Raw genomic sequence first — 22,010 nt, 5'->3', positions numbered from 1 at the left:
GTCGCGCGATGACGGGGTCGCGGGAGCCCCGTCCCCTTGGTGAGCGGTGCGGGGCGCGCGCACAGTCAGCCGTCAGACCGGCGTGCGGCGGCGTGCGATGTGCGGGTGCGCGGCATGCGGTGTGCGGTGTGCGCACGTTCAGCTCACTGACCGGCATGCTCGCGCCCCGCGCCAGGCCGTACAGGCCCGGCCCGCCAAGCCGTACAGGCCCGGCCCGCCAGCACGCCCCGCACCCGTGGGCCGGGGCGGGGCGGGTGGTCCGGGAGCGTCGCTCAGGGAAGCGGTTCGGCGGTGGGTGACACCGGCGACTGGTAGCCGCCACTGGCCAGCATCCGCACCTCTCCCGCCGAGCTGATCTCGGCGCGGAGTATGCCGGTGGGATCGGAGTACACCGGGTTTCCGCCCGGCCCGAGGGTGGCGGTGCGTTCGACGACCACCTCGTCCGTGATGACGCCGACACCTGATTCCTGGTGGGTGAAGCTCAACCGGTAGCGGTCCGGGGTATGCATCATGGCCTCCCGCGCCCGAGATACAAATGCGGGCAAATGACTTCCCTCCATGATGCGGCCAGATGCTCCGCCCGGCACCACGCGCCGGAGGTCCCGGCTGTGCGGCCCGTATCGGACGCCCCCTCGCACCGTGCGACGTCTCTCGCCTCAGGGCGCCGCGCAGTGTAGACATAGGCACATGGTCCGACTATTGGGTCGATCCCGGTCTCGGTCGACCCCTCGCCCCGCAGGGCCGCGCGAGCGGACCGGGCGGGTGGCGATGCTGCGGTCGGCGCTGAGCGGACGCAGCGTCGCGGGCCAGGTGTTCCTCCTGCAAGTGGTCATCGTGCTGCTGCTGGTCGTCTCCGCGGTGGTCGCGCTGGTGCTGCAGGTGCGGCACGACAGCACGCAGGAGGCCCGCAACCGTTCACTGGCCGTCGCCGAGACCTTCGCGAACTCACCCGGCACCCGCGAGGCGCTGAGGAGCGCCGACCCCACGGCGGCGCTGCAGACGCGGGCCGAGGCCGCCCGCAGGGCGTCCCGTGTGGACTTCATCGTCGTGATGAACACCGAAGGGATCCGCTACACCCACCCCAAGCCGGACCGGATCGGCAAGAACTTCGTCGGGAACCTCGCCCCCGCCCAGCACGGCCGCACCAGCGTCGAGGAGATCAACGGCACCATCGGACAGCTGGTCCAGGCCGTGGTTCCCGTCAAGGAACCCGGCGGCAAGGTCGTGGGGCTGGTGTCGGCCGGCATCACGACGGCGAACGTGGGCGGTGTCGCCAACCGGCAGCTGCCCCTCGTCCTCGCCGCCGCGGCCGCCGCGCTCGCCCTGGCCACGGCGGGGACGGCGCTCGTGAGCCGACGGCTGCTGCGCCAGACGCGTGGCCTCGGCCCGTACGAGATGACCCGGATGTACGAGCACCACGACGCGGTGCTGCACGCCGTCCGGGAGGGAGTGATCATCGCCGGCGGAGAGGGCCGGCTGCTGCTCGCCAACGACGAGGCGCAGCGGCTGCTGGATCTGCCCCACGACGCCGAGGGACGGCATGTCCTCGACCTCGGTCTCGACCCGGACACCGCCGCGCTGCTGTCGTCGGGACGCGTCGTCACGGACGAGGTGCACCTGGTCGGGGACCGGCTGCTGGCCATCAACCAGCGACCCACGGACCTCCAGGGCGGCCCGCCCGGCAGCGTCGCGACACTGCGCGACTCGACCGAGCTGAGCGCGCTGTCCGGCAGGGCCGAGGTGGCACGGGAGCGGCTGAAGCTGCTGTACGACATCGGGGTGGGCATCGGTACGAGCCTGGACGTGACCCGCACCGCCGAGGCGCTGGCCGAGGTGGCCGTGCCGCGGTTCGCGGACTTCGTCACGGTGGACCTGGCCGACTCGGTACTGAACGGTGAGGATCCGGAAGCGGGCACCGACGTGCGCCGTACGGCGTTCAGCGGCATCCGCGACAACGCCCCCCTGTACCCGGTGGGCGAGCACATCCGGTTCGTCGCCACCTCGCCACAGGCCCACAGTCTGCGCACCGGTGAGGCCGTCGTCGAGCCCGAGCTGGACGAGGCCCCCGGCTGGCTCGCCCAGGACCTCCGGCGCACCACCCAGGTCGTGGAGTACGGCATCCACTCGCTGATCACCGTTCCGCTGCGGGTGGGCCCGCTGGCGATGGGCGTGGTCAACTTCTGGCGCTCCGAGAAGCCGGAACCGTTCGACGAGGAGGAGCTCGCCCTCGCCGAGGAGCTGGTCGCGCGTGCCGCCGTCTCCATCGACAACGCGCGCCGCTACACCCGCGAGCACAACATGGCCGTGACGCTCCAGCGCAGCCTGCTGCCGCGCAACCTGCCCGCGCAGAGCGCCCTGGACATCGCCTACCGCTACCTCCCGGCGCAGGCCGGGGTGGGCGGCGACTGGTTCGACGTCCTGCCGCTGTCCGGCGCACGTGTAGCCGTGGTCGTGGGTGACGTCGTGGGCCACGGGCTGCACGCCGCGGCCACGATGGGCCGGCTGCGTACCGCGGTCCACAACTTCTCCTCCCTGGACCTGCCGCCCGACGAGATCCTCGGTCTCCTCGACGAGCTGGTCGCCCGCATCGACCTGGACGAGGCGACGGAGGAGAGCAGCGCCGCGATCACGGGCGCCACCTGCCTGTACGCCATCTACGACCCGTCGTCCCGGCTCTGCACCGTGGCCCGGGCCGGGCATCCGCCGCCCGCGCTGGTCCGGCCCGACGGCAGCGTCGAGTTCCCCGAGGTGCCGGCCGGTCCCCCACTGGGGGTGGGCGGCCTGCCGTTCGACACGGCCGAGCTCAAGCTGGAGGAGGGCAGCCGTCTGGTGCTCTACACGGACGGGCTCGTCGAGGACCGCGACCGGGACATCGACGCCGGCCTGGAGCTGCTGCGCACCGCCCTCACCGCGACGGGCCGCCGCTCCCCGGAGGACACCTGCCGGGCCGTGCTCGACGCCCTGCTGCCCGCCCGGCCCAGCGACGACATCGCCCTGATCGTCGCCGACACACGGGTGCTCGACGCCGACCACATCGCCGAATGGCAGGTCCCGTCCGATCCGGTGGCCGTCGGCGAGGTGCGCGCCGCGGTCACCCGTCAGCTCGCGGAGTGGGGTCTCGAAGAGCTGGCGTTCAGTACGGAGCTGATCCTGAGCGAGCTGGTCACCAACGCGCTCCGCTACGGCAGCGGCCCCATTCAGGTCCGCGTGCTGCGCGACCACAGCCTGATCTGCGAGGTCTTCGACGGCAGCAGCACCTCGCCCCGGCTGCGCTACGCGGCGGGCACGGACGAGGGCGGGCGCGGCCTTTTCCTGGTGGCCCAGCTCGCCGAGCGCTGGGGAACGCGCTATACGCTCGCCGGCAAGGTGATCTGGGCCGAGCTGCCCATGCCCTGACCTCGCGACGAGCGGGCGGACGGCCCGGAGGACTGCGCCTGCTCCGGGTGCCGCGGCGCCACTGTCGGTCACCGGAGTCCCCCGACGAGACGAATGCGGCGGATCCGGCTCCAATGGAGGGTGACGGTATACCACCGGCACGACAGCGCCGCCGAGCCCGCGTGGTCCTGCGGCGGTGCGATGGAGGTCCGCGATGCCCACTGCCCTGCGGCTGCTGCCCGCCCTCTCCGCCGAACACCGTGAACGGCTGATGACCGTGGCCCAGGAAGTCTCCTTCCCGGCGGACGGAAAGATCTTCGAGGCGGGGGGAACCGCGGACCGTTTCTGGGTGGTCCGCTCGGGAACCGTCTCGCTGTACCAACAGGTCGTCGGGGAGCGGCGCATCTCCGTGGCCACGCTGGGACCGGGCGATCTGCTCGGCTGGTCGTGGCTGTTCCCACCGCACCACTGGGACTTCGGCGCGGAGGCGTTCAGCCCGGTGCGCGCCTACGAGTTCGACGCCGGGCAGGTGCGCGGACTCTGCGCGAAGGATCCGGCGCTGGAGCTGTCGCTGACCCGGACGATCGCGGCGATCCTCGCCCACCGGCTCGAAACGACGCGGGCGGCGCTGATCGAGCACTACGCGCGCCACGGAGGCGGCGGACTGCGCTGAGACGGGGTTCCCCGGGCTGCGATAGGAATAAGGGGTGAACGAGAACCCCGCCGCCACCAACCGCGCCCCCGCGAACCCCTCCTCCACGAACGCCGCTGCCGCGAACGGCCCTTCCAGGAACACCCCTTCCGCGAACGCCGACTCCTTCGAGCTGCTGCCCGGCGCCGACACCTCCCCCGTCGTCCTGCACGTCCCGCACTCGTCGCGGCACATACCGTTGCAGGTCCGCGCAGGCATCACGCTCGACGACCCGGCACTGGAAGGCGAGTTGGACCACATCACGGACGCGCACACCGCGGAGCTCGCCGAGGCGGCGGCGCGGGCGGCCGGCGTCACTCCGTGGCGGTTCGTGAACCGCCTGTCCCGTCTGGTGGTCGATCCCGAGCGCTTTCCCGACGAGCGCGAGGAGATGCTGGCCGTCGGCATGGGCGCGGTCTACACCCGCACGACACACGGCGCCCCGCTGCGCCCGGCCGACGTCGACCCGGCGCCGCTGATCGCGCGCTACTTCCGCCGGTACGCGGAGGCGATGACCGCCGCCGTGGCCGACCGGCTGGCCGTCACCGGGCGGGCCGTGGTGATCGACGTCCATTCGTATCCGACGGCCAGGCTGCCGTACGAACTGCACGGCGAGGGACCGCGTCCACCGGTCTGCCTGGGCACCGACGACTTCCACACACCCGCCGGGCTGGTGGAGCACGCCAGGAAGGCGTTCGAGGGCGTCGGGACCGTGGGGATCGACAGCCCGTTCTCCGGCGCCTACGTGCCGCTGCGCTTCCACGGCGAGGATCCACGGGTCATGTCACTGATGGTGGAGATCCGGCGGGACACGTACATGAGCGAGCCCGGCGGCCCGGCCGGCCCAGGGCTCGGGCGCCTCGCCGCCGCGCTCGGAGCCCTCGTCGACGCCGTGTCGGGGTAGCCGTGCGGGGGGCCACCCCCTAGGGTCGGGTAAGCAATCGCTTAGTCATGGACTCCTGCTGGAGGCGGCTGCGACCGCGAACGAGGCATCCGGATGCAGCTCGCCTTCCGCGACGACTGGCGTGTGATCATCGAGATCGCGCCCCGCTCACCACGCATCCCCCGCAGGGCCCTCGGATTCGACCTGGGCGACAGGGCCTCGACGGCGAACTCGATGGCGCGCCCTTCGGGATCACGGTCACCCCGCGCCGCCTCGGTGACCTCGGCAGTGGCATGACGGTCAGCGATCGCATGGCCAGCCAGGGCATCGACGGCGCCTACAAGGCGCGCTGCGAGTCGATGCTCGCCGCGCCGCTGCGCCACCCGCACGTGAAGAGCGGACGGGTCGACTGCACGGAGGCCCACGTGTGCTCGCGGTGCGACCTCGGGTGGGAAGTGCTGACCGCCTCGTGGGCGGGCGCCCCCTCGTACCGGCAGGACGAGCACACCGTCGAGGGTGAGCCGCGTGCTGCGAGAAGGCCATCGCCGAGTTCCGCATCGAGCGCGGATTCCGACGCCGGCCGAGGCTGCGGCGGTAACTCGATGAGCATCCTCGATCCGACTCTCGCCGACCAGGTCGCTAGGACCGGTGTCCCGCTGTCGGCGGACCTCGCACAGTCGGCAGCCGACCGCGCCAAGGCCCCTTGGGGGCGGCCCGAGGACGGCCGTCCGCTCCTCCGATGGGCGCCAACTGGACCGACGTCCCCGAGCTGGTGGACCAGTACAGGGCATCCTCAACCGGCTCGCCGACGACAGCCGGGACAGCGCGTGCCCGACCGCACCGCCGTGACGGAGCAGCACCTCCTCCACCTCGTCGACCGTGCCCGACGCGGCGTCATCCTCCCCGCCGAACTCGACGACCTCCACGGCGGCATCGTCACCCTCGGCACGCGCCTGAAGCAGGCCGAGAAAGCAGCACCACCGCGAGCCTGCCCGACGTGCGACTCCGACGACGCTTCCGGGCGTCTCTACGGCGACTGCACCACGACCGTCCGGCGACTCCCTGCGCCCGTCCGCCGGTAGTGGCACCGCTATGGCGGACGACGTGAAGACCTCAGCTCGACGGTGGCGGACCCGCCTCACCCCGGATGTCATCCGGCTCCGCATGCGTCGGACCAAGCGCCGACTCGACTGGCATCTGCCGAGGCGCCTTCTCCCTGGCCACCCCGGCAGCGGCACGAGCCAACTGCGAACGCAACTGGTCGAACGCCTGAGGCCCTGACAGATCCCGCAACCTGCGACTTCTGCTCATGCACGACTAACGCCGCACCGCGCCGTCCGACACGTCAATACGGCCAAATGGGGCACGTCGCGAACCTCGACACCCACCACGACTGCCGCCGACCTCGAGTGAAGCCCTCACCCTCGCATCAGCCGACGCCTGCCACGACCCCATCACCGCCCTCCAGCCCTACGGAGAAGATGATGAGGTCAGGCGGATGATCGTCACCGAGCAGACCTTCGCCGTACTCCTCGTCGGGCACACCCTCAAGACGATCCGTTCCTGCCGGCAGTACAGCGCCTCGCCCAGGCCGTCATCGAGGATGGCGGGGTCGCGGTGGAGACGTCCTCCCCAGCGCGGGCAGGCCCGTAGGGACTCCCGTGGGCAGCAGCCTGAGCATGGGCCCTCGACGGTGTGGGCGACGCTCCAGCCCCAGCCGTCGTCTTGCCGGTGCCGCCACTCGAATCGCGGGGTGGTGTCGCGCGGCCGCTCATGCGGGCTCCTCACCCGCAGCCGTCCTTCGGACCTGGCGACGAAGTCGGCGACCTCCGCGGGGTCGCGGGGGTGGACCTGGCGAAACCGGTCCCGGCCGTGCGCGAGCCGCGCCGGGCCGTCGAGGAGCTGGGCTTCGTGGCCCTGCCGATCGCGCCGTGGCTGTGGCAGCTGCCGCCCACCGACCGGCTCTACTACCCGCTGTACGCGGCCTGCGTCGAGCTCGGCGTCCCGTTCTGCACCCAGGTCGGGCACACCGGGCCGCTGCGCCCCTCCGAGACCGGCCGGCCCATCCCGTACATCGACCAGGTCGCGCTGGACTTCCCCGAACTCACCATCGTGTGCGGGCACATCGGCTACCCCTGGAGCACGGAGATGATCGCTGTCTCCGACAAGCACGCCCACGTGTACATCGACACCAGCGCCTACACCGCCCGCCGCTTCCCGCCCGAGCGGGTCGCCTATCTGCGTGGCCGGGGGCGGCGGAAGGTCCTCTTCGGCAGCAACTACCCCATGATCACGCCGAGTCGGGCGCTGGAGCACCTCTCCGAGCTGGGCCTCGACGAGGAGACCACCGAGCTGTTCCTGTCGGGCAACGCACGGCGCGTCTTCCGCCTCGGCGATCATTCGTAGATGCTGGAAGCAGGTACACGTTCGACTCCGAGGTGAGGGCAGTCCGCCGATGGCTTTGCAGATCAGCGCCACCAACCCGGAGCACCCCGCGCTCCTGCTCGAACTGCCCTGGCAGCTGCCGCTGGAGGAATGGCCCGAGCACCACCTGGTGCCGCTGCCGCGCGGCATCTCCCGGCACGTGGTGCGCTACGCGCGCGCCGGGAACGAGGTGGTGGCGGTCAAGGAGCTCGCCGAGCGCCCCGCCCTGCGCGAGTACGAGATGCTGCGCGGCCTGGACCGGCTCTCCATCCCGGCGGTGGACCCGCTCGCCGTGGTCACCGGGCGCACCGACGCCGACGGCGGCCCGCTGGAGTCCGTCCTCATCACCCGGCACCTGGGCGGCTCGATGCCCTACCGGTCGATGTTCGAGACGACCATGCGGCCCGCGACCATGCACCGGCTGATGGACGCGCTGGCGGTGCTCCTGGTGCGGCTGCATCTGGCCGGGTTCGCGTGGGGCGACTGCTCGCTGTCCAACACGCTCTTCCGACGGGACGCCGGAGCGTACGCGGCCTATCTGGTGGACGCCGAGACCGGCGAGCTGCACCCCCGGCTGAGCGACGGGCAGCGGGAGTACGACCTCGATCTCGCCCGCGTCAACATCAGCGGTGAGCTGCTGGACCTGGAGGCGGCCGGGGCGCTGCACCCCTCCGTCGACCCGATCGACTTCGGCAGGGAGATCTGCGCGCGCTACCGGAGCCTGTGGGAGGAGCTGACCCGGACCTCCGTGTACCCGGCGGGCAAGCACCACTACATCGACCGCCGCATCCGGCGCCTGAACGACCTCGGTTTCGATGTCGCCGAGATGCAGATAGCGCACTCCTCGAACGGGGACACGGTCACCTTCGTCCCCAAGGTCGTCGACGCGGGCCACCACCAGCGCCAGCTGCTGCGGCTGACCGGGCTCGACGCGGAGGAGAACCAGGCCCGCCGGCTGCTGAACGACCTGGAGAGCTGGATGGCCACCCAGGACGACCACGCCCCCGAAGACGATTCCGCGAGCTCGTCGCCCTACCCGGGCGGTGGGTACCCCCGGGCGGCGCGCCCCGAGGTGCTCGCCCACCGCTGGGTGCGCGACGTCTTCCGGCCCACCGTCCGCGCCGTACCGCCGGACCTGCGCGGCTCCATGGACCCCGCGGAGATCTACCACGAGCTGCTCGAACACCGTTGGTACCTGTCCGAGCGCGCCCAGCACGACATCGGACTGGACACGGCCGTCGAGGACTACGTCACCACCGTCCTCCCCAAGGTCCGGGAGTCCCTGCTGCCACCGCCGGAGAGTTCCACCGGGCCCGCGTGAGGCGGTTGCAGAGCGAAGGCGACCGTTCATACATACGATTGAGCAAGGACCGGCCGCTCGGGCTCGTACGGCGTGCGCGCGGCCGGGACGACATCGACCTGCTCGGGGTGGGAGACGTATGGCACAGGCCGCCGGTACAGCGCGGACCGTCATTCTGACCGTGGATGACGATCCCGGGGTGTCGCGCGCCGTGGCGCGCGACCTCAGGCGCCGCTACGGCGAGTCGCACCGGATCGTGCGGGCGGAGTCGGGTGACACCGCCCTGGAGGCGCTCCGGGAGCTGAAGCTGCGCGGCGACCAGGTGGCGGTGATCCTGGCCGACTACCGGATGCCGCAGATGAACGGCATCGAGTTCCTGGAGCAGGCGCTCGACGTGTATCCCGGCGCGCGCCGGGTGCTCCTGACCGCCTACGCGGACACCAACGCGGCGATCGACGCGATCAACGTGATCGATCTCGACCACTATCTCCTCAAGCCGTGGGACCCACCGGAGGAGAAGCTCTATCCGGTGCTGGACGATCTGCTGGACGCCTGGCGGGCCAGCGACTTCCGGCCCGTGCCGACCTGCAAGGTGGTCGGGCACCGTTGGTCGGCGCGTTCCTCGGACGTACGGGAGTTCCTGGCCCGCAACCAGGTGCCGTACCGCTGGTACTCGTCGGACACGCCGGAGGGGCAGCGGCTGCTGGCCGCGGCCGGCCAGGACGGGGACCGGCTGCCGCTGGTGATCACGCCGGACGGCACGCCGCTCGTGGAGCCGGAGGACCCGGACCTCGCGGCGCAGGTCGGGCTGGCCACGACCCCGACGGAGGAGTTCTACGACCTGGTCGTCATCGGCGGTGGCCCGGCCGGCCTCGGGGCCGCCGTGTACGGCGCGTCCGAGGGGCTGCGGACCGTCCTCGTGGAGCGGTCGGCGACCGGCGGCCAGGCCGGGCAGAGCTCGCGCATCGAGAACTACCTCGGCTTCCCAGACGGGGTGTCCGGCTCCCAGCTCACCGGGCGGGCGCGCCGGCAGGCGGCGAAGTTCGGCGCCGAGATCCTGACCGCGCGGGAGGTGACGGGCCTCGAGGTCACCGGAGCCTCGCGCGTCATCCGGTTCTCCGACGGCTCCGCGATCGCCGCGCACGCGGTGATCCTGGCGACCGGCGTCACGTACCGGCAGCTGGAGGCGCCCGGTCTGGCGGACCTGACGGGCTGCGGGGTCTTCTACGGCTCGGCGCTGACCGAGGCGGCCTCCTGTCAGGGCCACGACGTGTACATCGTGGGCGGGGCGAACTCGGCCGGACAGGCCGCCATGTACCTGTCGCGGGGCGCGAAGTCGGTCACCCTGCTCGTCCGGGGCTCTTCGCTGACCGCGTCGATGTCGCACTACCTGGTCCAGCAGATCGAGGAGGCCCCCAACATCTCGGTGCGTACCGGCACGGTCGTCGAGGCCGCGCACGGCACGGACCATCTGGAACAGCTCACCCTGCGGGACGTGACGAGCGGGCAGACCGAACTCGTCGACGCCCAGTGGATGTTCGTGTTCATCGGCGCGGCCCCCCTCACCGACTGGCTGGAGGGTACGGTGCAGAGGGACACCCGCGGATTCATCATGGCGGGGCCCGACATGACCGTCGACGGAAAGCCGCCCAAGGGCTGGGAGCTGGACCGGCCGCCGTACCACCTGGAGACCAATGTGCCCGGCGTGTTCGTGGCCGGGGACGCGCGTGCCGAGTCCGCGAAGCGGGTCGCTTCCGCGGTCGGAGAGGGAGCCATGGCCGTCATGCTCGTCCACCGATATCTGGAGCAGTCGTGAGCGGGCGGCCGTTGCCGTGCGACAAGAGCGAGCTCAGCACACTGTTCCTGTTCGAGAAGCTGGACCAGGACCAGTTGGAGCGACTGTGCCGCGAAGGACGGGTGGAGCAGTTCGACGCCGGTCCGGTCTACACCGAGGGTGACGCGGCCACCTGTTTCTACGTGCTGCTCGAAGGGACCGTCGTGATGTCGCGCCGGGTCGGCGGCGACGACGTGGAGATCAGCCGCAGCTCCCAGCGCGGGGTGTACGCGGGGGCCATGCAGGCCTATCTGAACGGGCCGGACCAGACGTTCTACAAGGGGTCGATGAGGGTCACCGAGCCCTCCCGTTTCTTCGTCCTGCCCGCCGAGACCTTCGCCGCGGTCCTGCGGGACTGGTTCCCGATGGCCGTCCACCTGCTCGAAGGACTGTTCTTCGGCAGCCAGAACACCCAGCGGACCATCGGCCAGCGCGAGCGGCTGCTCGCGCTCGGCTCGCTGTCGGCCGGACTGACGCACGAGCTGAACAATCCGGCCGCGGCGGCGGTACGGGCGACTTCCACCCTCCGGGACCGCGTGGCCCACATGCGGCACAAGCTCGGCGCCATCGCCTCGGGCCCGTACGCCCGCGACACCCTGGAGACGCTCATCGAGATCCAGGAGCGCACGGCCGAACGGGTCGCCAAGGCCACGCCGTTGAGCCCCCTCGAGGCCTCCGACCGGGAGGACGCGCTCGGTGACTGGCTCGAGGACCACGACATCGCCGGCGGGTGGCAGCTCGCGCCGGCGTTCGTGCAGGCCGGGCTCGACACGGAATGGCTGGACCAGGTCGCGGCGACCGTGGACGAGGAGACCCTCGAAGGCGCCGTGCGGTGGCTGAACTACACCGTGGAGACCGAGCTCCTCATGAACGAGATCGAGGACTCCACCACCCGGATCTCGCACCTGGTGGACGCGGCCAAGCAGTACTCGCAGATCGACCGCGCGCCGTACCAGGTCGTCGACGTGCACGAACTCCTGGACAGCACACTGCTGATGCTCGCCGGAAAGATGGGTTCCGGCATCAAGGTGACCAAGGACTACGACCGCACGGCGCCGAGGATCCCCGCCTATCCGGGCGAGTTGAACCAGGTGTGGACGAACCTCATCGACAACGCCGCCTCGGCGATGGAGGGCGAGGGCACGCTGACGGTGCGCACCGCGCACGATCACGACCAGTTGCTCGTCGAGTTCCGGGACACCGGTCCCGGGGTACCGGCCGAGATCCGCGACCGCATCTTCGATCCGTTCTTCACCACCAAACCGGTGGGTGAGGGCACGGGGCTCGGACTGGACATCTCCTGGCGGATCGTCGCCAACAAGCACCACGGAAGCCTGTCGGTGCAGTCCGTCCCCGGTGACACCCGTTTCCAGGTCCGTCTGCCACTGACCGCGGCGGACACCGAAACGCCCGAGGAGGCGTCATGACCCTGCCCGCCGGAATCGACCCGACCGTCCCGCCGAGCGGTACGGGGTGCGGTGACTGTGACGCCGTCGACGGCTGGTGGTTCCATCTGCGGCGGTGCGCCCAGTGCGGTCACATCGGCTGCTGCGACGACTCGCCCTCCAAGCACGCCACCGCCCACGCGCAGAGCACCGGCCATCCGATCATCCGCAGTTACGAGCCCGGCGAGTCGTGGTTCTGGAACTTCGAGACGTCCGAGTTGTACGAGACGGGCCCCGAGCTCGCGGCCCCGGAAAGCCACCCCCTGGACCAGCCCACGCCCGGCCCCGCGGGACGCGTGCCCGCGAACTGGGCGGACACGCTGCGGTGAGGGGTCGTGCGCGACTGGGGTGACGGCAACAGCGCCACGTACAACGGCGGACAACCGCGGACGCCCACGGACCATCAGCGCAGGTGAGAAGTACACCAACACGGGGGGCTGCGCACCGGCGGCGCGGTGAACTTTCCCCACTTCATCAAGCCTGGTTGCGCTCCCCCCTCCGCGCCGCGCGCCGCTCTTGCCTTGGGCCCGCGCGGCCGGCGCCGTGCCGACGCGCGCCCCCGTGCGGATAGGGCCGGTGGCAATGGGTGGATCACCGCACGACGCGCAGGAGGTCAAAGCATGCCTCCGGCGGGGGCTCTCGGCCTCCGAAATGGCGAGGGCGGTTCGCGAATGCCCGCCAGCAGTGGCATGCGCGGGGTGGGAGGTGGGGGCGGGTGATGGTGGAGGTAGTCGGGCAGTGGCAGGTGGCCAGATGATCTACGAAGGAGGTCGAGTTCCCCAGCTCGGACCGACGTTGCGAGGATGCTGAAATGAGTCACGCCAGTGATGGCCTCACCTCGCTCTTACTGGCTCCAACAAAAACTGTTGATCATGTGACTGTTGGCTTGTCCGCTCGCCGGTCTGGTCGTGGGGAAACGTCAGTCGAGGCCATGGATCGTGCCGGATGAACTGTGGTCGCTCATCGAGCCATTGCTGCCCGCGCCGGGACCGAAGCTGGTGGAAGGCAGACCTCGAGTGCCGGACCGGCAGGCACTGTGCGGGGATCCTGTTCGTGCTGCACACCGGCATCCAGTGGGATTACCTGCCGCAGGAGTTGGGCTTCGGCTCGGGAATGACCTGCTGGCGACGGCTGGCCGCCTGGAACGAGGCCGGCGTCTGGGACAGTTACACGTGGCGCTGCTGAAGGAACTGCGCTCGAAGAACCAGCTGGACCGGTCGCGGGCCGGTGGGCAGGCACTCGCTCGCCGGGAGCCAGTCGAACGCTCCATACCTTCACTTCGTCGGTCTCCGACAGCAGGACGGAGCCGACCTGGCGGTTGTGGACGTTGTCGGCGAACTCCTGTCGAAGCTGCGGACTCCATCCGTCGAAGTCCTCCGCGATGAGTTCACCTGCCAGCGGTGATGTGCACAGCTGAGTCGTCTCGGTCCTATGCGCCGCCTCAGGCATCGGACAAGCCACTGCCCGCCTGCTCACCGAGGAAGGAGCCGTGGTGGTCGGTGTCGACCGCGATCCGGTCGACATCGGTCTCGGCGCCCGGGGCACCGCCGTCCAAGCCGACCTCACCGACCCCGCCGCGCCCGCCCGGGTGATCGCCACCGTGCTCGAACAGCACGGCCGCATCGACGCCCTGGTCAACAACGCCGGGGGCTGCAAGCCCGTTCCAGCTTCCTGACCATCACCGACGAACAGTGGCTGGCCACTTTCGATCAACTTCCACGCCGCCCGCCGCATGAGCCGCGCCGCCGTGCCCGCCATGCTCGGTGCCAGTGCCGGTGCCGGTGGCGGTGGCGGTGGCGGCCGCCTGGTCCACGTCGGCAGCGACTCCGCGCGGCTGCCGGAGACCGGCAACATGGACTACGCGGCAGCCAAGCTTTCGGTGCTGGCACTGTCCACTTCACTGGCCACCGAGTTCAGCCCGCAGGGGATCCGCTCGAACGTCGTGATCCCCGGGCGCACCCGTACCCCGCTGTACGACCGGCCCGGCGGCTTCGGCGAGCAGGGCGCCGAGCTGTGGAGTACGGACAGGGAGAGCGCGATCACCCGCATGGTGACGGATATCCGGCCGCTGCGCACGGGCCGGATTGGACAGCCGGACGACGTCGCACAGGTCGTCGCCTACCTCGTCTCACCCCTGTCACGCCCGGTCACCGCCGCGGAGTGGGACGTCGACGGCGGTGCCCTGCGCCAGATCTGACCACTGTGCACGCCCGAAACTGTGTCAACCGGCGCGTGCACATAGCCGACGTCACGTCACCGAGCACCCCACTGGAACGCGGGCCAGCCGACAGACCCGCGACCCACCTGATGAACCCCGACGACCACGCCGAGTCGACGGATGTGAGACGTGGCACAACGTTCTATCCCCAGGAGCGCCTCATGCCCCCGATCGGTATGCCGGAGACCGGCACGATCGTCCTCATCCACGGTTTGTGGATGACTCCGCGCAGTCGGGAACAGTGGAGCGACCGATACACCGCCTCCGGCCACCGCGTGCTGGCACCGGCCTGGCCCGGTCCTCGATTGCGGGTGTCGGACTGGGCGAGATTGCACATCACTACGAACAGACCATCCGCGGCCTGAACGAGCCGCCGATCATCATGGGCCACTCCCTCGGGGGCGTGCTCGTGGAGATCCTGCTGGCCCGGTGCCTCGGCATCTCCGGCGTGGCCATCGACTCAGGGCCGGTCAAGGGTGTGCTTCCGGTCCCGCTGTCCACGCCCAGACCGGCCTGGCCCGTGCTGGGCGACCCTGCCAACAAGAACAAGGCAGCGGGCCTGACTCCCCGCCAGTTCCATTACGCGTTCACCAACACTGAGAGGCTGTCTCACGTGGCAAGTTCCGCGAGCTTCTTGAGTAACTCAGAGCGGTGGCCGTGGCCAGGCTTCGGCTCTGCCGGTCATCGCGGTCCACCTACGGGATCTTGAGGCCACGAGTAACCCATGGCAGGCTCATGCCGCATGATCGATGAATTCGCGAAGGACAACCTGCACGGGAGACTGCGGCGGGACCGCGAGGCGCTGCTCTGGAAACTCGACGGCCTGTCCGAATACGACGCCCGCCGACCTTTGACAGTGACCGGGACCAACCTCCTCGGCCTGGTCAAACACGTAGCCAGCGTTGAGGCCAGGTACTTCGGCGAGGTCTTCGACCGGCCGTCCCCGGAACCGCTGCCCCGGTGGCAGGACCACGACGGCAGCGATCTGTGGGCGGCTGAGGACGAGGCGCGCGATCAGATCATCGAGTCCTACCGGCGCACGTGGGAACACTCAGACGCAACGATCGACGAGCTTGCCCTCGATGCCCCCGGCCACGTGCCGTGGTGGCCGGAGCCTTATCTCAGCACGAACCTGTTCGCCATCATGGTCCACGTCCTCGGCGAGACAAACCGGCATGCCGGGCACGCCGACATCCTGCGCGAAGGCGTCGACGGCCGAACCGGGATGCGCCCCGAACACGAGACGCAGATCGATGAGGAGGCCCGCACCGCCTACTGCGCGAAGATCGAGCAGGCCGCCAGATCGGCCTCATCAGTCAAGGCATAGAAGGCTGTCCCAGTGACTTGATGTTCGAGCGGCATGATGCCGGCCGTGAGTGCTGATCTGTCGAAGCGTCTGGTTCCTGATGAGCTCTGGGAGCTGGTCGCCCCGTTGCTGCCGTCGTTCGCTGCTCGTCCGCAAGGTGGTGGGACCGCTCCGTGTGACGAGCGGGCCGTGCTCACCGCAGTGGTGTACGTGCTGACCAGCGGCTGTGCCTGGCGGCATCTGCCGCCGACGTCCGGTACGTCCTCCGCTACCGCCCATCGCCGCTTCACGGCATGGACCGAGGTCGGCCTGTGGCGTCGGCTGCATCGGGCGGTGCTGGACGAACTCGGGGTCCGGGGCGAGGTGGACTGGACCTCGGGGATCTCGACGCGGCCTCCGTTCGCGCCAAAAAGGGGGGATCGCTGACCGGGCCGAAACCGGTCGATCGCGGCAAGAAGGGCAGCAAGCTGCACGTGCTGTCCGATGCCAGGGGCGCCCCGCTCGCCGTCGCCGTGTCAGGTGCGAACATGCACGACAGTCTCGCCCTTTTAGTGGGACGCCGATGAGGTCCTCGACGATACCTCGGCGACACAGACGCCGTCCTCGTCGTCGACGACACCGGCTTCCTGAAGAAGGGCGTCCGTTCGGCCGGCGTGCAACGGCAGTACTCCGGAACCGCCGGACGCACCGAGAACAGCGAGATCGGTGTCTTCCTCGCCTACGCGACTGAACGTGGAGGCAGGCTGATCGACCGGCGGCAGTATCTGCCCACGTCTTGGACGGACGACCGCGAGCGATGCCGACGGGCCGGCATCGACGACAGCGTCGCCGTCGAGACGAAAGTGAGCATGGTCAAGGCGATGGTCCGCAGGGCCATCGCCGAGAAGATCCCGTTTATGCCTGCTCCATCCGGATCGACCTCATCGATGAGCCCGGCCCGCGCCGCCACCTCGATCGCACGTCGCGTAGCGACCGTTCCACTACGGCTACCAGGTCGCTGACACCGGATCCCACCCCAACTCTTCGAAGGCTGTTACCGGCCAGCGTCTGGACGCCATCCGGCCGTCGAGCAAGGTCTCGGCGACGCGTGGTCTTCACCACAATTTGCCCATTTCTGGATAGTTACAGGTCTATAAGTGGTTTCAAGCCGGTTGCACTTCCTCCGGCGATCAGCTCGCAGGTACGCATAGACCAGTGGCATGGGAGAAGCGCTTGATCACGGTACGTAAACGACACACCGGGCTGGCGGCTACAGCCGGCGTACTTGGCGGCGTACTCGCAGTCACGGTCCTCGGCGGTACCAGCAGCGCTGCGACGATCCGCAACGACGCCGGGAATCCCCCGAAACCGCAGGCGCGGGTGGATCAGGCGGCCGCCGATGCTTCCGACGCACGAATAAAAATCACGCCCGGGCAAGGTGCCTTCAATGTCGGGATCGAAGATCCCCTCAAAGTCACCGTCAGCAACGGCAAGCTCACCAAGGTGACCATGACCGCCGTCGCGAGCGGTGCCGAGATTCCGGGCACCTTGTCCGCGGACGATACCTCCTGGAAGCCGAACGGCCGGCTGGACCGGGCCACCAGATATCAGATCGCCGCAGAGGCCGAGGACACGAAGGGCCGCTCCACCACCGGGAACGCCACGATCACCACGGTCTCCCCGGCCAACGACTTCATCGGGCATCTCTCCCCCGAGGACGGCTCGACCGTCGGCGTGGGCATGCCGGTGACGGTCTCCTTCGACAAGGCGATCAGTGACAGGGCGACCGTGGAGTCGGAGATCCGGGTCAGCTCGAGCAGCGGGCAGCGGGTCGTCGGCCACTGGTTCAACAACGACCGCCTGGACTTCCGCCCCGAGAACTACTGGAAGCCCGGCTCGACCGTCACTGTCAAGCTCAACCTCCACGGCATCCAGAAGACGGTCACGTTCGAGATCAGTCGGAGCCAGGTCAGCACCGTCGACGCCAAGACGAAGCAGATGACCGTCGTACGGGATGGCAAGACGATCAAGACCATCCCGATCTCGTCCGGCAGCACCGAGCACCCGACGTACAACGGTCAGATGGTCATCTCCGAGAAGTTCAGGAATCTCCATATGAACGGTGCGAGCGTCGGCCTCACGAAGAAGGACGGCAGGCCCGCGTACGACATCGAGGCCGTACCGCACGCCATGCGCCTGACGGCCTCGGGCACGTTCATCCACGGCAACTACTGGGGTGCCGACGCGGTCTTCGGCAAGGTCAACACCAGCCACGGCTGCGTGGGTCTGAAGGACGTCAAGGGCGGCGGCGACGGCAAGCAGCCCGCCGCCTGGCTCTTTGACAACTCGATGATTGGTGACGTCGTGATCGTCAAGAACTCCGAGGACAAGACCACGTTGGCACCGGACAACGGCCTCAGCGACTGGACCATGCCGTGGAGCGAGTGGGTCGCGGGCAGCACCACCCACTGACACCGCGCCCCTCTCCACCCAGCCGAACCGGAATCCCTTCCGCCGGGCGGCGACCGACACCATGTCGACCGCGCCTGCGTCGTCAGGGCGCTCGAGCAGCCCTCGGCCCGGGGAGACCCCGCGTCCGCTTGCCCAGCATGGACGGCATCGAGGCCATGCGCCGCGTCGCCGAGTCCGTCGGCCCTTCCCGCATCGCGGGGACTGCCGGACAGTGAGAACCAGGCCGTCAGCTCCTCCATGAATTCGCTACGGGCCGACAGCGTGCGCATGCACGCCGACCCCGGGCGCGGTGATCCCGGGCCACTCGCTGATCGCGATGAGCGCGCGAGCCCCGGTCAGCACCGCCGAGAAGGCTGCGCACAGCAACGCGAGGGCCGGATACCGCAGTCCTCGCGCATCCCGGAGGATCCGGGCGCCGCGGGAAGAGCGCGGCCTGGTACACGACCCCGTACAGCGCATCGGCCCGTTCCCGGATCGCTCGCCATGCAGTCGACGTGCTGTTTCCTCTGTATCGAGGGCTGCCGACGCGCTGACCGCACGACCGCCCACGGGCGCCGCCTGACGGCCCCGGGACCTGCTCGTACCGATCTGGCCCGCTGTCCTGACCAGGGAAAATAAGCAGATCAGGTGATGCTGCGCAGACTCGGGGAAGAAGATGCGGCAACCGACAGGAGGTTGCTGTGAAGGGTGGAGATCTGGAACTGGGCGAATTGCTGGCCGCTGCGGAAGCGGCCCCGCCCGGTGAGTCCGTCGACGTCGTGGCACACGACCTGCAAAAGCGTTTCGGTGCCGAGCACACGTCCTTCCTGTTCGTCGACCTCATCGGCCAGCGGCTGGTACGCCTCGCCGCGGCCGGCGATGAGGCCGCCGACCCTGGCGAGCCGATCGCCTTGCAGGGCAGCGTCTACGACCACGTTCTGCAGAGCCAGCGCCAGCATGTGGAACCGGACGGACAGGGCGGGCGGCGCGTCATCACGCCGGTCACCAACCGCGGCGACTGCATCGGCGTCCTGGAGGTGACCCTGCAGTCCGCCGACGACACCGTGCTCCGACAGGTCCGCGACGCGGCCCAACGGGGAGCGTACGGCCGCGTCCGGTCGACATGTCGACCAGGCGAAGGTCCAACGTGATGTTCAACGGGTGGCAGCGGACACTGACTGGACAAAGATGATCGTGCCCGATGAGGCCGAGCTGGACGTGGTCGCGGGAACCGTGACCTTGTGGCCCCATGACGCAGACGGCGAGCGCATCTCCGAGATCGGCTGGATGGTGCTGCCGGAGTACCAGGGACGGGGACTCGGAAAGCAGGGCGTCCGCACGCTGGTGAGCTGGCCCGCGACGACGGCCGGTGGGGGCTGATACACGCATTCCCCGCAACAACCAACGCACCGTCCAACGGCATCTGCCGCACCCTCGGATTCCGATTCCTGGGCAAGCAAGACGTGCCCTTCGCCGGTCGAGTCCTGCAAACCAACCACTGGGCTATCGACCCTCGCACCGACCTGACCTGATACAGGTCCGCAGCACGCCGGGACCCACGCGGAACCCCGAGGGCGGGAGGCATTCAGGGGGTTCCAATACCCGACTCCACCATTAGAGATCCTGCGGCGCACTCTCACCGTCGCCTACAAGAAGGCCGACTACTTCGCCCGCAACGTCCGCACCATCCAGGTCCTCATATACCGCGAGTCCATCCTCACCGGCGCCGCCGCCGGCGGCGAACAATCCTGGAAGTCCTACGACCTGGGCGAGGGCTACTGCAGCTACGACTTCTTCGCCAAGTGCCCCCACCGGCTGGCCTGCGCACGCTGCCCGTTCTACGTCCCCAAACAGTCCGCCCGCGGCCAGCTGCCGGCCGTGAAGGACGGCATCGACCAGATGCTCGAACAGCTCGATCTCACCGACGACGAACGCGAAGCTCTCGAAGGCGACCGCGAAGCAGTCACCGCTCTCGCCGAACGACTCGCCGACACCCCCACGCCCGCTGGCCCCACCCCCACCGAGCTCGGAACGTCCAGCGGATTCGTCCCCCTCACCCACCTCATGAAGACGATCACTCCGCAAGGCAACGACCGGGAGCGACGCTGAAGCCGGTGATCACAGCAGGCGACCGGCCGCGTCCCCGCCCGGATCGTCGGCCAGCACGATAGCCGCGGTGATTCGCTTGCCCACCGGTTCCCGATGAAACCGAAAGCTCTGGCAGACGGCCATCACGATCTCCAGTCCGTGCTGTCCGACCCTGTCAGGGTCCGGCGGGAGGACCGCGGGCAGGTCAGTGCTGCTGTCCCAGACGGTCACCTCGATGGCGCCGTCCTGGACCTGCATCGTCAGCAGACACGGACCGGGCGCGTACTTGCGGGCGTTGGTCACCAGCTCGCTGACCACCAGCTGCACCATGCCCATCGCGCGGCCGGACACGGGAAGTCCGTGAACCGCCTGCACGCCCGTCAGGAAGGACCGAGCCAGATCGCGAGCGGCAGCGATCTCTTCACTGCCCTCGAACGCTTCGGACACCGAAATGACGTCGCTGACCAGCGACATTCGGTCGTCATCGTCTGCCGTCTGGCCCATACGGTCCGCCCTGCTTCCCAAGCAGCCCTGCCACGCACGCGCGCCTACCCCCAAACCGCGAACTCTAACAACCCCCTCGCGAGGCTCCGACCTGGCAGTCCTCGCCGCTACCCCACCACCTGAGAGGTCACGACCCTGTCTCGATTCTCAATAACTTGTCGCTACCCGATCTCCATGGGTTCGCTCCGGCCCACATGGAGCGGATGCATGCCCACCCCGACATCGCCGGGCAGGTGCTGCGGCTGGAGTACAGGGCGATGAGCCTCAACCCCAACGCGCGCCTGTACGGCAAGAAGTCCCTGCGTTCGGCCGACAGCGGTAACGGCCCACGGGGCGCTCCTTACGTGGACAGCGGAACAGGCGGCTCCTGCGCGGGCTGGGCCCGGCCCCTTCTCGCGCTCGGGGCCGCCCAGGACCAACACGTCGAGTGGCTGCGAGGGCGGCCCGGACTGGCCACCGGCCCGAAAGGGGGAGAGCTGTTCGGCTACCACACGGTGCCTCGGTATCTCGACAACACGACCTTCACCCAACTCCTGCGCGGCCACCTGCGCCTGCAGGACCGCTCTCGACGCGAGTTGGTGATCGGCGCCCGCCACCTGGAGTTCGTCAGCCCACTCGACCTCGCCGCCGTGGCCCGCTCACCCACACTCACGCGGTGAGTGGTGCTGCTGCAGGTAGACCAGGGCCAGCACCGTATCGATCGTGACGTTCCCCCGCGGACCCGAACGCCACGCTCGGCGCGCCGATCGTCACCCTGCCCACCGCCATCGCCCGCCACCTGTGCGCCGACCTCGGCAGGCTTGCAGCCTTCCCAGATGGACAAGCAGTGGTTCCGGCCGGACCAGCCGACGGAGGCCGAGGAGACCGCCCGGCACTTCGTACGGGTATGGGCGGAAGCCGTCATCCGGCAGGCCCGGCGCACCCGGGAGGCCCGTCAGGTCAGCGCCGACAACGCGCGCGCCCACGACCGGGGTGAGGACTTCAGCCTCGGCCCTGAGCAACAGAACCGCCGCAGTCCCCGGTCACGACCCGTCCCAAGAAATGCGCCGCAGCTCGTGAGCACAGCCCCTGGGACAGCGTCGACGTGCTGTTCCTCGCGGGCTCCACCGAGTGGAAGACCTCGCCGGCCGCCCACCGCCTAGCCCTTGAGGCGCGCGAGCGCGGCATCCGCGTGCACATGGGACGTGTCAACTCTCGCCGCCGTCTGCGGCTCGCCGATGCCTTCGGCTGCGCCACCACGGACGGCACCTACCTCGCCTTCGGGCCCGACATCAACCTGCCCCGGAGCCGGGCCAGGCGGGTGGGGATATCGACCGGACGGTGATCTTGACGACCAGCTTAAGCGCATGAGGCAGGTGGAACTGGCTGTGGGCGTGGGTCTTGAACCGGGTGCGCAGCATCCTGCCGCTCGGAGTTCTGAGGTGTGCGAAGTCACCACGAGGGCGCGGCCGTCGACCACCGAAGCGGCCGGGGTGCCTGCCGCAGGAGCGGGTACCCGCGCCACACAGCGTC

At 69.5% G+C, this 22,010-nt stretch carries 17 protein-coding genes and 6 pseudogenes; 21 read left to right on the top strand and 2 right to left on the bottom strand.

Features of this window, described 5'->3' with window-relative positions:
• Positions 1 to 272 precede the first annotated feature (272 nt).
• Positions 273 to 512, bottom strand: a complete 240-nt coding sequence (locus OHB41_RS42910; protein ID WP_323138443.1) for a DUF6296 family protein — start codon at positions 510 to 512, stop codon at positions 273 to 275.
• 175 nt (positions 513 to 687) lie between these two features.
• On the opposite strand from OHB41_RS42910, the gene OHB41_RS42905 reads away from it, so the two are divergent.
• The 19 genes and pseudogenes from OHB41_RS42905 to OHB41_RS42815 all read left to right on the top strand — a co-directional run bounded on the left by OHB41_RS42905 (position 688) and on the right by OHB41_RS42815 (position 20,015).
• Entirely contained in the window at positions 688 to 3,396 is a 2,709-nt protein-coding gene (locus OHB41_RS42905) for a SpoIIE family protein phosphatase (RefSeq protein ID WP_266705467.1), read from the top strand.
• Positions 3,397 to 3,589: 193 nt separating this feature from the next.
• Positions 3,590 to 4,048: a cyclic nucleotide-binding domain-containing protein gene (locus tag OHB41_RS42900; protein ID WP_266705465.1), complete on the top strand. Its 459-nt coding sequence runs from the start codon at positions 3,590 to 3,592 to the stop codon at positions 4,046 to 4,048.
• 151 nt (positions 4,049 to 4,199) lie between these two features.
• A complete protein-coding gene (locus tag OHB41_RS42895) occupies positions 4,200 to 4,970 on the top strand; it encodes an N-formylglutamate amidohydrolase (RefSeq protein WP_266706554.1) in 771 nt (256 codons plus the stop codon).
• A gap of 93 nt (positions 4,971 to 5,063) precedes the next feature.
• Complete coding sequence (locus OHB41_RS42890; RefSeq protein ID WP_266705464.1) at positions 5,064 to 5,246, top strand: hypothetical protein; 183 nt, start codon at positions 5,064 to 5,066, stop codon at positions 5,244 to 5,246.
• Positions 5,243 to 6,031 (top strand): hypothetical protein, encoded by a 789-nt coding sequence (locus OHB41_RS42885; protein ID WP_266705463.1) that lies wholly within the window; start codon positions 5,243 to 5,245, stop codon positions 6,029 to 6,031. The genes OHB41_RS42890 and OHB41_RS42885 overlap by 4 nt, the downstream gene beginning before the upstream one ends.
• 691 nt (positions 6,032 to 6,722) lie before the next feature.
• A complete protein-coding gene (locus OHB41_RS42880) occupies positions 6,723 to 7,355 on the top strand; it encodes an amidohydrolase family protein (protein WP_266705462.1) in 633 nt (210 codons plus the stop codon).
• A 49-nt stretch (positions 7,356 to 7,404) separates the two neighbouring features.
• Positions 7,405 to 8,694 carry a DUF4032 domain-containing protein gene (locus OHB41_RS42875; protein WP_266705461.1) on the top strand — a complete coding sequence of 430 codons (1,290 nt, stop codon included), beginning with the start codon at positions 7,405 to 7,407 and terminating at the stop codon, positions 8,692 to 8,694.
• A 118-nt stretch (positions 8,695 to 8,812) separates the two neighbouring features.
• Complete coding sequence (locus tag OHB41_RS42870) at positions 8,813 to 10,489, top strand: NAD(P)/FAD-dependent oxidoreductase (protein ID WP_266705460.1); 1,677 nt, start codon at positions 8,813 to 8,815, stop codon at positions 10,487 to 10,489.
• The gene (locus OHB41_RS42865; RefSeq protein WP_266705459.1) at positions 10,486 to 11,934 is read left to right on the top strand and encodes an ATP-binding protein; all 1,449 of its coding nucleotides are present in this window, start codon (positions 10,486 to 10,488) and stop codon (positions 11,932 to 11,934) included. Before OHB41_RS42870 ends, OHB41_RS42865 begins: the two co-directional genes overlap by 4 nt.
• A complete protein-coding gene (locus OHB41_RS42860) occupies positions 11,931 to 12,281 on the top strand; it encodes a UBP-type zinc finger domain-containing protein (protein ID WP_266705458.1) in 351 nt (116 codons plus the stop codon). Before OHB41_RS42865 ends, OHB41_RS42860 begins: the two co-directional genes overlap by 4 nt.
• A gap of 606 nt (positions 12,282 to 12,887) precedes the next feature.
• Positions 12,888 to 13,178, top strand: a pseudogene (locus OHB41_RS42855) (transposase); the annotation flags it as partial.
• Between the two features lie 203 nt (positions 13,179 to 13,381).
• A pseudogene (locus OHB41_RS42850) lies at positions 13,382 to 14,149 on the top strand (SDR family NAD(P)-dependent oxidoreductase); the annotation flags it as partial.
• 763 nt (positions 14,150 to 14,912) lie between these two features.
• Complete coding sequence (locus tag OHB41_RS42845; protein ID WP_266705457.1) at positions 14,913 to 15,497, top strand: DinB family protein; 585 nt, start codon at positions 14,913 to 14,915, stop codon at positions 15,495 to 15,497.
• Between the two features lie 45 nt (positions 15,498 to 15,542).
• Positions 15,543 to 15,902 (top strand): transposase, encoded by a 360-nt coding sequence (locus OHB41_RS42840; protein ID WP_266705456.1) that lies wholly within the window; start codon positions 15,543 to 15,545, stop codon positions 15,900 to 15,902.
• 155 nt (positions 15,903 to 16,057) lie between these two features.
• Positions 16,058 to 16,372, top strand: a pseudogene (locus tag OHB41_RS42835) (transposase); the annotation flags it as partial.
• A gap of 316 nt (positions 16,373 to 16,688) precedes the next feature.
• Positions 16,689 to 17,927: a L,D-transpeptidase gene (locus OHB41_RS42830; RefSeq protein ID WP_266705455.1), complete on the top strand. Its 1,239-nt coding sequence runs from the start codon at positions 16,689 to 16,691 to the stop codon at positions 17,925 to 17,927.
• A 680-nt stretch (positions 17,928 to 18,607) separates the two neighbouring features.
• A pseudogene (locus tag OHB41_RS42825) lies at positions 18,608 to 19,012 on the top strand (serine/threonine-protein phosphatase); the annotation flags it as partial.
• Positions 19,013 to 19,043: 31 nt separating this feature from the next.
• A pseudogene (locus OHB41_RS42820) lies at positions 19,044 to 19,438 on the top strand (GNAT family N-acetyltransferase); the annotation flags it as partial.
• 346 nt (positions 19,439 to 19,784) lie between these two features.
• Positions 19,785 to 20,015 carry a hypothetical protein gene (locus tag OHB41_RS42815; RefSeq protein ID WP_266705454.1) on the top strand — a complete coding sequence of 77 codons (231 nt, stop codon included), beginning with the start codon at positions 19,785 to 19,787 and terminating at the stop codon, positions 20,013 to 20,015.
• A gap of 9 nt (positions 20,016 to 20,024) precedes the next feature.
• Here the strand turns inward: OHB41_RS42815 and OHB41_RS42810 are convergent, their stop codons facing one another.
• Positions 20,025 to 20,498 carry an ATP-binding protein gene (locus OHB41_RS42810; RefSeq protein ID WP_266705453.1) on the bottom strand — a complete coding sequence of 158 codons (474 nt, stop codon included), beginning with the start codon at positions 20,496 to 20,498 and terminating at the stop codon, positions 20,025 to 20,027.
• 203 nt (positions 20,499 to 20,701) lie between these two features.
• On the opposite strand from OHB41_RS42810, the gene OHB41_RS42805 reads away from it, so the two are divergent.
• Both OHB41_RS42805 and OHB41_RS42800 read left to right on the top strand, forming a co-directional pair.
• Positions 20,702 to 21,157: a hypothetical protein gene (locus OHB41_RS42805; protein ID WP_266705452.1), complete on the top strand. Its 456-nt coding sequence runs from the start codon at positions 20,702 to 20,704 to the stop codon at positions 21,155 to 21,157.
• 407 nt (positions 21,158 to 21,564) lie between these two features.
• A pseudogene (locus OHB41_RS42800) lies at positions 21,565 to 21,822 on the top strand (hypothetical protein); the annotation flags it as partial.
• Positions 21,823 to 22,010 lie beyond the last annotated feature (188 nt).

Source organism: Streptomyces sp. NBC_01571 (genome assembly GCF_026339875.1).
Classification (GTDB): domain Bacteria; phylum Actinomycetota; class Actinomycetes; order Streptomycetales; family Streptomycetaceae; genus Streptomyces.
The sequence above is the reverse complement of the archived record's forward strand: the minus strand, read 5'-3'. Positions and strand labels throughout refer to the sequence as shown.

Bases quoted from the DNA above. Each gene is read 5' to 3' on its own strand.
- OHB41_RS42910 (WP_323138443.1), bottom strand. From the start codon at position 512: ATGATGCATACCCCGGACCGCTACCGGTTGAGCTTCACCCACCAGGAA.
- OHB41_RS42905 (WP_266705467.1), top strand. From the start codon at position 688: ATGGTCCGACTATTGGGTCGATCCCGGTCTCGGTCGACCCCTCGCCCC.
- OHB41_RS42900 (WP_266705465.1), top strand. From the start codon at position 3,590: ATGCCCACTGCCCTGCGGCTGCTGCCCGCCCTCTCCGCCGAACACCGT.
- OHB41_RS42890 (WP_266705464.1), top strand. From the start codon at position 5,064: ATGCAGCTCGCCTTCCGCGACGACTGGCGTGTGATCATCGAGATCGCG.
- OHB41_RS42885 (WP_266705463.1), top strand. From the start codon at position 5,243: ATGACGGTCAGCGATCGCATGGCCAGCCAGGGCATCGACGGCGCCTAC.
- OHB41_RS42880 (WP_266705462.1), top strand. From the start codon at position 6,723: ATGCGGGCTCCTCACCCGCAGCCGTCCTTCGGACCTGGCGACGAAGTC.
- OHB41_RS42875 (WP_266705461.1), top strand. From the start codon at position 7,405: ATGGCTTTGCAGATCAGCGCCACCAACCCGGAGCACCCCGCGCTCCTG.
- OHB41_RS42870 (WP_266705460.1), top strand. From the start codon at position 8,813: ATGGCACAGGCCGCCGGTACAGCGCGGACCGTCATTCTGACCGTGGAT.
- OHB41_RS42860 (WP_266705458.1), top strand. From the start codon at position 11,931: ATGACCCTGCCCGCCGGAATCGACCCGACCGTCCCGCCGAGCGGTACG.
- OHB41_RS42845 (WP_266705457.1), top strand. From the start codon at position 14,913: ATGATCGATGAATTCGCGAAGGACAACCTGCACGGGAGACTGCGGCGG.
- OHB41_RS42810 (WP_266705453.1), bottom strand. From the start codon at position 20,498: ATGGGCCAGACGGCAGACGATGACGACCGAATGTCGCTGGTCAGCGAC.
- OHB41_RS42805 (WP_266705452.1), top strand. From the start codon at position 20,702: ATGCATGCCCACCCCGACATCGCCGGGCAGGTGCTGCGGCTGGAGTAC.